The sequence below is a fragment of the Trichocoleus sp. DQ-U1 genome, assembly GCF_039961925.1.
GTDB lineage: Bacteria > Cyanobacteriota > Cyanobacteriia > Cyanobacteriales > FACHB-T130 > FACHB-T130.
Map to the genome: position 1 here is coordinate 134927 of NZ_JAMPKB010000006.1, position 9761 is coordinate 144687.

A 9761-nucleotide genomic window follows, 5' to 3' on the forward strand; every position below is an offset into this window, starting at 1 on the left:
TGTTTTAATTGGTACAAATGCCGCTTGAGAAGGCAAGACTAATAAATGTTTCTTGAAGCAACGCCGATAGTTTGGCACAACGGAAAGTTAGTTGAACGGGAAAATGCTGCGCCTTCTATTGCTAGCCATTCTCTGCATTTAGGTATCGGCGTTTTTGATGGGATCATGGCTTATTGGAATTGCGATCGCTATTACATTCATCGCTTAGATTCACATTTAGACCGTCTTCGCAATGGTTCTACACATATTGGTTTGGGTTTTTCTTGGTCGAACGAAGACCTGAAAGCAGGTATTTTGGCACTTTTAGAGGCAGTTCCGGCAACAAATTACTATATTCGACCGATTGTTTATCGCTCGGTGCCTCAACTGAACTTTAACGATACAATGCCGGTCGATGTGACCATCTTGGCAGTGACGATTCCACGGGATGTTGATAAATCTCTGACTTGCCACATTTCCCCTTATGAACGAGTTTCTGGTAATGCAATTCCAGTGGCGTGGAAACTCTGTGGAACTTATGTAAACAGTTATTTAGCTCGTCGCGCTGCTGAAGTGGCTGGATTTAATGAGGCTATTTTGCTTGACCAACAAGGCAGAATTACTGAAGCGGCAGTGGCTAATCTTTTTCTTCTGCAAGAGGATAGAGTAATTACGCCTGCACTGACTCCGAATATTTTCCCTGGTATCACCCGCGCTACACTGCTTGATATTGCCGGGGAATTAGGACTTGAAGTGGTTGAACGGGATGTGCGACCGGAGGAATTAGGGAATTTTGAGGGTGCTTTCCTGGCTGCGACGATGATGGAATTGAAGCCATTAGCAAGTATTCATCCTTATGAATATGATTCGGCAAATCATCCTGTATTTCGACGTTTTTTGAAGGAATTTCGCGAAATTACGCACCAATAGGAACGATTTTTAGCATCTCGCAAACTTCCTTTTGTGGAGACACGATTAATTGCGCCTCTACATCCCCTGGCGGGTGAAGACGTTCAGTACAAGATTTCAGGTTAACAAACTGCAAACAACGGCAAGAGATACGTGCGGTAAAGTCATTAAAGACCACGGCGTAGCACTGACTTTCCATGAACGTTCCTGACTCGGCATCTACCCCGACCGAACCCAAAATCCGTAACGCTGACTCACGACTGGTGGATCGCAGCAAGCTGAGTAAGATGTACCACCATTACGTAGAAGTGAAGGATAAGTATCCTCATGCGCTGCTGCTGTACCGGGTGGGAGACTTCTTTGAAACCTTTTTTCAGGATGCGATCGCTGTATCGAGAGAATTAGAACTTGTCCTCACCAGCAAGCAAGCGGGAGAAATTGGTCGGGTGCCGATGACGGGAGTGCCGCACCATGCTTGGGAACGCTACACGACTCAGCTGGTGGAGAAGGGATATGCGGTGGTGATCTGCGATCAGGTAGAAGACTCCGCCGATACTGACCCTGGAAAGCTGGTGAAGCGGGAAGTGACGCGGATTCTCACCCCCGGTACGTTGCTGGAAGAAGGGATGCTGAATGCGCGTCGCAATAATTACCTGGCGGCGGTGGTGATTGCCGGGAATCATTGGGGTTTAGCTTATGCAGATATTTCTACTGGGGAATTTCTAACTACTCAATCGAGCGAATTAGAGCATTTGACGCAAGAATTGATGCGTTTGCAGCCTTCTGAAGTTTTGGTGCCAACGAATGCGCCAGATTTAGGCAGTTTGCTGCGACCGGGGGAGACTTCCGAGCATTTGCCCAGTTGTTTACCGCCATCTTTTTGTTATGCATTGCGAGCGCAAACTCCTTTTACTGCGGGTGAATCGAGACATCGATTATTGCAGCGGTTTAAAGTGCGAAGTCTGGAAGGACTCGGTTGCGAACACCTCCCCCTGGCTGTCCGCGCTGCGGGTGGTTTGCTGGAATATTTAGAAGACACCCAGAAAGAAAACCTCGTTCCTCTCCAGTTCCTCCGCACCTACACCCTCAGCGATTATCTAATTCTTGACCACCAAACCCGCCGCAATCTAGAAATTACGCAAACGGTGCGGGATGGCACCTTTCACGGTTCCCTGCTTTGGGCGTTGGATAGAACTAGCACAGCGATGGGGGGACGTGCCTTGCGGCGGTGGTTGCTGCAACCGCTACTGGATATCAAAGGCATTGCAGCGCGGCAAGATACGATTCAAGAATTAGTCGAAAATAGCTTCTTGCGGCAAGATTTGCGCCAATTGTTGCGGCAAATTTACGATTTAGAACGGCTAACGGGTCGCGCTGGTTCCGGCACGGCGAATGCGAAGGATTTAGTTGCTTTAGCGGATTCTCTGGCAAAATTGCCGGAATTAGCGGAACTGGTGGCGGATGCTTACTCTCCGTTTATGAGAGCTTTGCAGAAGGTGCCGCCGGAATTGGAACAACTGGCAAAGAGACTCAGCGCCCATTTGGTAGACGCGCCTCCCATCCATATCAAGGAAGGCGGTTTGATTCGCCCCAATGTGAATGTCCAGTTGGATGAAATGCGAAGTCTTGCCCAAGAGGATCAGCAATGGGTGGCGAATTTGGAGGTGACGGAGAAGGCGCGAACCGGGATTTCCACGCTGAAGGTGGGCTTTAATAAGACATTTGGCTACTACATCAGCATCTCTCGCACTAAAGCTGACCAAGTTCCGGATAACTACATCCGCAAGCAAACGCTGACGAATGAGGAACGCTATATTACTCCGGAGTTGAAGGAGAGAGAAGCGCGGATTTTGACGGCGCGGGATGACTTAAATCGCCTGGAATATGAGATTTTCACTTCTTTAAGAGAAGAGGTGGGGCAATACGCAGAACAAATTCGCACGATTTCTCGTGCGGTGGCGGCGGCTGATGTGTTGTGTGGTTTGGCTGAGGTGGCGGTTTATCAGGGTTATTCCTGCCCTCAGATGGTGGAAGGTCGGGAAATTCGGATTATTGATGGGCGTCATCCGGTGGTTGAGCAGTCTTTGCCACCTGGGTTTTTTGTGCCGAATTCGACTGGGTTGGGGAGGGGGGAGTTAACCCCACCCCAGCCCTCCCCGCAAGCGGAGAGGGAGAACCTCACCCCGCTTGCGGGGGGAATCAGGGGGGTAGAAGAAAGACCGGATTTAATTATTTTGACGGGTCCGAATGCGAGTGGGAAGAGTTGCTATTTGCGGCAGGTGGGGTTAATTCAGTTGATGGCACAAATTGGTAGTTTTGTGCCAGCTAGGGCGGCGACTTTGGGAATATGCGATCGCGTTTTTACTCGTGTCGGTGCGGTAGATGATTTGGCGACGGGTCAATCTACTTTTATGGTGGAGATGAATGAGACAGCAAATATTCTCAATCACGCAACGGCGAAGTCTCTGGTACTCTTAGATGAGATTGGTCGGGGGACGGCAACATTTGATGGTCTCTCGATTGCTTGGGCGGTGGCGGAGTATCTTGCCAGTGAAATTCGCTCGCGGACGATTTTTGCCACTCATTACCACGAATTGAACGAACTTGCTTCGATTTTGCCGAATGTGGCAAATTACCAGGTGACGGTGAAGGAGTTACCCGACCAGATTATCTTTTTGCATCAGGTGCAACCGGGAGGCGCTGACCGTTCCTATGGCATCGAAGCAGGGCGGCTAGCAGGTTTACCTGCACCCGTGATTCAACGCGCCAAGCAGGTGATGAGCCAAATTGAAAAGCATAGCAAAATTGCTATCGGGCTGCGCCAAGGCGGGCAGGTAGAGGAATCATCTACCTTCTAGGGAGGAAATGCATACTTCTGTTTTTTTGACAAGATTATTTTCCCCATACTCAGTCCACTTGATAAATAATCAAGCGGGACTGAAATCAGTAAATCTTTATACAAAATTGCTAACAATTCAGTAGTTTCTGGGTTTCATTTAGGCACCTAGAGGGCGCACATTAGTATTAGGGATCGGGCACCGTAGTTCTACTAAAAAAAGATTAATTAGGGAACTTATTTGCAGGGTGTTAGTGTCTGAATTCCTATCAACCAGTACGCATTAGCACTTTTCGTAGCAACTCTAAACAAGTTAGCGTTCCGAAAGGTGGCATCTCCAAAAGGAGATTCGCAGCATTAACGAGAAGGCTCGCTTCAGGAATTAGGGAAAAGCAATCTGCAAGTCAATTCATACTTAATTTGCCGGAACCTTTAACTTTTTCCGGAAATTATAAGCATCTGGGTGCATATTCTACCAATACAATTAATGCCCTTTGTAATAACAGCACCCCTGTCAATGTTTGCTATGGAAGAAGTTACTACCCCTGCCTCTCCCACAGAAACTATCGCTCAAAAGGCTAGCCAGCTAAGTCTAATTGTTCAGGCTTTGGTGTTGACGGGCATTTTATCTTTGACCGCTACACTAACGCTCCCAAATCGCAAAGTTACGATTTCAAATCCTCGTTCTGGGGTTAGTTTATTAACATCGGTTCAGAATGCGGTTTTGCAGGACGTGTCTCAACATTCAGGGTTGCCAAAGTCGGCGCTAAACATTGTCCAAACTCAACCGCAAACTTGGTCTGATGACTGCTTAGATATTAATAACTTGGAGGTGCTTTGCACCGAGATGCAAGTTCCTGGGTGGCAAGTCACGGTAGGGAATGGGCAACGCCGCTGGATTTATCGCACTAATGCCTCTGGCTCGATGGTGAAGCTGGCTCAAGGCGTCACACCCAATCAATAGAGCGGAAAGTAGGGAAGGTTACTGGCGATCGCTATCGAACGTATATAATTCGTGCATCTAGTTTCAGCGATCGCAATGCGTAATAGATACTTTTCGCACTGGATTGGTCGGGAAATGACCCCGCTAAAATGTAATTTCCTAAATTTGACTTGGCGATCAATGCATCGGGTACGCACTGACGCACTTGTTCCAGCGTGGCTTCACTTCCGGAGGGAACCACGACCACATAGTGATATTTAGGCAGGCGTCCCAGAACGATTAAATTCCCTTCCTGACGAGTATTAAAACCGGGTCTTTGCGATATATTCAGCAGCTCGGAACAGGGCGATGCTTGCACGCTTGACGCTTGCAAATTCCAAATAATCCAACTAACCGCAGCTAATATAATCAACTTACGGATTCTAGGAAAAGTTTGAAAATTAGCTGTTAGTTTGTTGTCTGTGATTGGTTGTGTAAAAGTGGGTTTAATCAAGATATCTGCTAATCGCGAGTAGATGCACAAATCCTCTTTAAACGGTGAAGTTAACAGAAATTTCACGCTGGGTGTGCCGCTTTAGGCTGAAATATTCAGTGGGGGTACGATCGCTTCCGCTGGATCTGCCAAGTTGACCTTCTCTCCCTGGATGCAGTAAATAATTGTTGCCTGTTCTCGTCCCCGCAGTTGAATGGCGCGGACAGCAGGCCCGTGATAGCGATCGCTTGCATAAGCAAATGTACTGCCACTGACAATCATTTGGTAGGGGTTGTGAATTTTTACTTCTTTATTCATCGGTTCCAGTCTGGCGGCAACATTGACGGTATCCCCCAAGACTGAATAATTCAGGCGTCGGGAACCTCCCACACTTCCGGCAACCACTGGCCCTGTGTGAATGCCAATCCCTATCTCAATCGTAGGCTTGTTAGCGTTGTGGAAGCGCTGGTTGAGCTTTTTGAGTCGTTCCTGCATCGCAATTCCTGCCGCGATCGCATTTAGGGCGTCCTGTTGAATTTCTTCCGGCGTGGTGTGCGAAAACGGAATCCCGAAAACCGCCATAATTGCATCCCCAATATATTTGTCGATCACACCACCACGATCCATGATGCAATCTGTCATGGCGTCTAGGAACAGGTTCAGCCACTCGATTAATTCCCCCGGCGGTAGTTTCTCGGAAATACTGGTAAAACCCCGGATATCGGCAAATAAAACCGTGACCATCATTTCTTGGGCTTGCAGCTTCCCTTTGTGGAAGATTTCGTCTTTCCGGTGCCAAATGAGGTCAGCCATTTCTGGCGCAACGTGCTTGGCAAACAAACTCATCAGTTGTTGCTTTTCATATTGTTCTCGCAGCTGAACGCCGATCCCAGCAGCGATCGCGGTTCCCACAGGTGCGACGATGGGCAACCACCAGCCATCGTCGATGAAGGCACTCAGGGCAAAGATTACCCAACCACTCGGTAACAAAATAGCGATCGCCATTCGCGCCCACACTCCCTGTTTTAACAACAGCCAGCTAGTAATCGGGGCAATCCCCAACAACAAGAGCATTACTGTTGTTTTAGGCAGCGTGTGCAGCAGCTTGTCGTTCAGCAAGTTATCAATTAACGCCGCATGGAGATAAACTCCAGCCGTAGGAGGATTTTGATTGTAAGGCGATCGCAAGCGATCGATAGCGGTTGCCGTGACACCGACTAAAACAAACTTGTTGGCGAAGGCTTTCGCGTCAACTTTGCCTTCCATGATTGAGGCATAAGAATAGGTGGAGACATTTTGGGTTGGCCCAGGCCAGTTAATCCAGACATCTTTACGCCTCTGAACCTCAGCCAGATGAGGCAGGGATACCGCCTCTGGTGCCTCTAGCAGCATTGCTAAACCGAGAGCGGGTTTGGTGCCAAAAAAGAGGGCTGCCTGTCGGCTAATGCCGTCTGCGTCGGGATTGTGCCAAATTTGACCTTCCCCAAGTGCCGCTTTTTTTAATTCGGGTAATATTTCCAGAGGTTGCCCTCGATTGTCCCAAGCCGTTGCCAAGATGACATTGCCAGATTTAGCGATCGCTTTGGCAAATTTCTCATCCCCTTGGCCTGGATCGACGAACAACACATCGAAACCAATGACTGCTGGAGAGGCTGGTTCTAGCTTCTGCAACAATTGGGCATAGCGATCGCGCGACCAAGGAAATTTCCCGTATTTCTTTAAACTCGCATCGTCAATCGCAATCACCGCGACCCGACGATCCCAATTCGTCTGCGGTAATATACTGGCGCTACGAGCTTGAAACAGCGCACTGTATACAAGCCGTTCCAGGGGTTGCCATGCCCCTATCTGCCATAACCCGACAGACAATAAACCGACCATTGCGCCCGGAACGATTGATTGACTGCTAGAAATAAAACGCTGATTTTTTTTAAACCAATTTTTGATTAACACGTTGATTCCATCAAAAACATCAACCATCGTGATTGCTTGCCTGGAAACATACGGACTTTTCCCAAGCGTTCCGCACGCTCACCGGATGGTAAATGCCCCTGATGGAATACTGAATTTATCGCGATTCTCTATTCTTGGATGCAGTCCAGTTGAACCCCGCCCCTGTCCTTCCCCTTGAACGAGGCTACCGTGTATACACAAGTCTTCTTGAACTTGCAAGTCCCGTTTTGATCCCCCCAACCCCCCTTGAAAAGGGGGGCGAATTAAGTCAAAGTCCCCCTTTTTAAGGGGGATTTAGGGGGATCAATCAACGTTTTGCCAATTAATCAAAGATGTGTATACACCGTAGGGGTTGGGGGTGAGGTTACGAGTGTGTATATATGCACTAAGAGTGAGAACTGCTACAAGCTTGATTCAGACAAAACGCGATCGCATCACGAGATACGCGATCGCGTCACAGTATTGGCGCTTTCAAGTTCTTTGACGACTTCTCCAGTAACTCATGCCCTTGAGAATTTTCACCTCACTCGTGCGGAGGATTTTGCCAATTGATTCGCGTTCTCAATCTCAGATTGAGAACGCGAATTCGTGGGTTGCTGCCTCGTCTTTTCCGACTAAAAAGGAGAGGAAAAGGCTATCTGATAAAAATTATTGATTCACAGGATTCTCCGATGTCCCCGCACTATTCGGAATTTCCAATTCATAAACTTGTTGATTGCCCAAAGGATTCCGCACGACTAATCTCAGCTGCCGATTAGACGGGATTGGCACCACCGTATCGAGTTGTCCCTCGCCTCCCGTATCCACAATCTGATTATTCACTAACACTAAATTGATTGGGTCTACCGTTCCAGTGACTCTAACTTGACCATCGCCTGTCACCGATAGAACCTGTAATTTCAGTCTCGTGTCACCCGTTGTCACCTTGGGAATCGTTGGAGCCTGTCCCGGAACAATTAAAGCAGAATACCCCGGCTCTACCAACACAGTTTTCCCTCGCGCACTAAAGGCTACTTTGCCTCGGATAGTTGAAAGCCCAGTTTTCCCATTGGAACCGACGGTGACGCCAAATTCTGTGCCTCTCGTCCCAGCAACGCCCCCAGGCGTCTCCACTTCAAAGCTAGAGTTAGGGTTAGTAAAAGGTCGTACTTTGGCGCTGACCTGTCCCTTATCCATATAAAGGCGCGTTTGTTTGCTACCATCCTTACTTGTCTTTAAAGTCTTGACTTGCACGTTGGTGTTTTCGGAAACCTGAACCGTACCGATGCCATCTTCCATCGCCAAAACAGCACTGGCGTCGAAGTTGGTGCTGAGACTACCGGATGCCTGCAAGCGATCGCCAACTTTCACTGGCTTTCCTTGAGTTGTTACCGTACCGTTCGTTTCTTTGACTTCTATCGAGCGTGGACTAACCGCAGCTCGAACACTTTCGGAGATAAACGATAAGGAAGTAAGGACTAAGCTACCGGCTAACAGGGATAATCCTAGTAGGGTGACTGGAAAAACAGGGAACTTCATAGAGAATCGGGAGCCATAACGGGTGAACGCAAAGACGATTTAAGGACTACTGAAAGAAAAAAGGTTTCTACAGCAACTTTGGTATGATTCTTCGCTTGCAACAATTTCAAATCAGGATTCTGACAGCTTCTCGCCGTTCCTGGCGGCAGTTTTTTTTGAGTTGCCTCTTGACACTGGTTGTTTCTTTCAGCTGCCTGCTGGGGACGCCATCAGCTTTAGCAGGTATCAACGACGACAACTTTGACGGGAATGTTTTTCTCCTCTATGGCGGCAATGCCTCGCTGGTTCCCCCGCGAGTGGCATTGGCAGATTCTCTTAAAGGAGGTAAACCGGCATTGTTGGTGTTCTACGTGGACGACAGTAGCGATTGCAAGCAACACGCAATCGTCGTTTCGCAGCTTCAAGCTTTTTATGGTCGAGCCGCTGATTTCATCCCCATCGACGTAGATTCGATTCCAGTACAATCCAACTTTACACCTACGGAACCGGGCTACTACTACGAAGGCCTCGTCCCCCAAACAGTCTTGCTAAACCAGAAGGGCGAAGTTGTCCTCAACCAAAAGGGTACGGTGGCGTTTGAGAAAGTAGACGATGTTTTCCGTGAAGTGTTTAACTTGTTACCTCGCTCAGAATCGGTGGAGCTGAAGCGGCGACTCGTGAATGAGTTTAATACGGAGTTAGCCAAGTAAGTGGAGTTTTGTGGGTGGAGAATCTTGACTGTTTCAATTTCCGACAGGCGCGATCGCTCAACTCACAAGACAAAATCCTTGACAAATTTAGCAAAGTGTTCGTTTGCTCTCACTTCTTCAGTTTCTTCAGTAGCAAAAAACTCGATTCCTGCTCAAAAGGGGTGATTCAAAGTTTTGTGCAAATACTAAACTTCTATCTTGAGCTGTAATCTAAATCATATTAAATCTCTAGCTATAGATTGAGTTAAGTGCTGTTTTGAACCAATAACCTGAGTATCAAATAGCAGCAATCTTAACCATGAATTCTTCGATTTTTTCTCAAGCCTGTCTTTTACCGTCTGCAATCATTAGACCTCTTGCAAAAGTCGTCGCTGGGGTAATATGAGGTCTGAAATTATGCGCTCGCTCACCTGTCTTCTACGCTCACCCCTGGTAATTCATAAGTAAAGCTAATGAAATACG

General features: G+C 47.9%; 9 protein-coding genes. 5 read left to right on the forward strand and 4 right to left on the reverse strand.

Annotated elements, in window-relative coordinates:
* Nucleotides 1-45 precede the first annotated feature (45 nt).
* Complete coding sequence (locus NDI34_RS04525; protein WP_348231985.1) at nucleotides 46-909, forward strand: aminotransferase class IV; 864 nt, start codon at nucleotides 46-48, stop codon at nucleotides 907-909.
* Here NDI34_RS04525 and NDI34_RS04530 read toward each other — a convergent pair.
* Nucleotides 896-1087: a hypothetical protein gene (locus NDI34_RS04530; RefSeq protein ID WP_348231986.1), complete on the reverse strand. Its 192-nt coding sequence runs from the start codon at nucleotides 1085-1087 to the stop codon at nucleotides 896-898. The genes NDI34_RS04525 and NDI34_RS04530 overlap by 14 nt on opposite strands.
* On the opposite strand from NDI34_RS04530, the gene mutS reads away from it, so the two are divergent.
* Together mutS and NDI34_RS04540 are read left to right on the forward strand one after the other, a co-directional pair.
* On the forward strand, nucleotides 1086-3746 hold the full coding sequence (gene mutS / locus NDI34_RS04535; RefSeq protein WP_348231987.1) for a DNA mismatch repair protein MutS: 2661 nt from the start codon (nucleotides 1086-1088) through the stop codon (nucleotides 3744-3746). The two genes, NDI34_RS04530 and mutS, sit on opposite strands and share 2 nt — an antisense overlap.
* Before the next feature lie 465 nt (nucleotides 3747-4211).
* Nucleotides 4212-4688 carry a hypothetical protein gene (locus NDI34_RS04540; RefSeq protein WP_190436468.1) on the forward strand — a complete coding sequence of 159 codons (477 nt, stop codon included), beginning with the start codon at nucleotides 4212-4214 and terminating at the stop codon, nucleotides 4686-4688.
* 31 nt (nucleotides 4689-4719) lie between these two features.
* Here NDI34_RS04540 and NDI34_RS04545 read toward each other — a convergent pair whose 3' ends face one another.
* Together NDI34_RS04545 and NDI34_RS04550 are read right to left on the reverse strand one after the other, a co-directional pair.
* Entirely contained in the window at nucleotides 4720-5226 is a 507-nt protein-coding gene (locus NDI34_RS04545) for a hypothetical protein (RefSeq protein WP_348231988.1), read from the reverse strand.
* 15 nt (nucleotides 5227-5241) lie between these two features.
* Nucleotides 5242-7119, reverse strand: coding sequence for an adenylate/guanylate cyclase domain-containing protein (locus NDI34_RS04550; protein WP_348231989.1), 1878 nt, complete (start codon nucleotides 7117-7119; stop codon nucleotides 5242-5244).
* 345 nt (nucleotides 7120-7464) lie between these two features.
* Here NDI34_RS04550 and NDI34_RS04555 point away from each other — a divergent pair, with 345 nt between their 5' ends.
* Nucleotides 7465-7644 (forward strand): hypothetical protein, encoded by a 180-nt coding sequence (locus tag NDI34_RS04555; RefSeq protein ID WP_190429283.1) that lies wholly within the window; start codon nucleotides 7465-7467, stop codon nucleotides 7642-7644.
* 96 nt (nucleotides 7645-7740) lie between these two features.
* On the opposite strand, the gene NDI34_RS04560 is transcribed toward NDI34_RS04555, so the two are convergent.
* Nucleotides 7741-8610: a FecR family protein gene (locus tag NDI34_RS04560; protein WP_190411378.1), complete on the reverse strand. Its 870-nt coding sequence runs from the start codon at nucleotides 8608-8610 to the stop codon at nucleotides 7741-7743.
* A gap of 83 nt (nucleotides 8611-8693) precedes the next feature.
* Here NDI34_RS04560 and NDI34_RS04565 point away from each other — a divergent pair, with 83 nt between their 5' ends.
* Nucleotides 8694-9299: a thylakoid membrane photosystem I accumulation factor gene (locus NDI34_RS04565; protein WP_190411379.1), complete on the forward strand. Its 606-nt coding sequence runs from the start codon at nucleotides 8694-8696 to the stop codon at nucleotides 9297-9299.
* The last annotated feature ends 462 nt before the right edge of the window (nucleotides 9300-9761 follow it).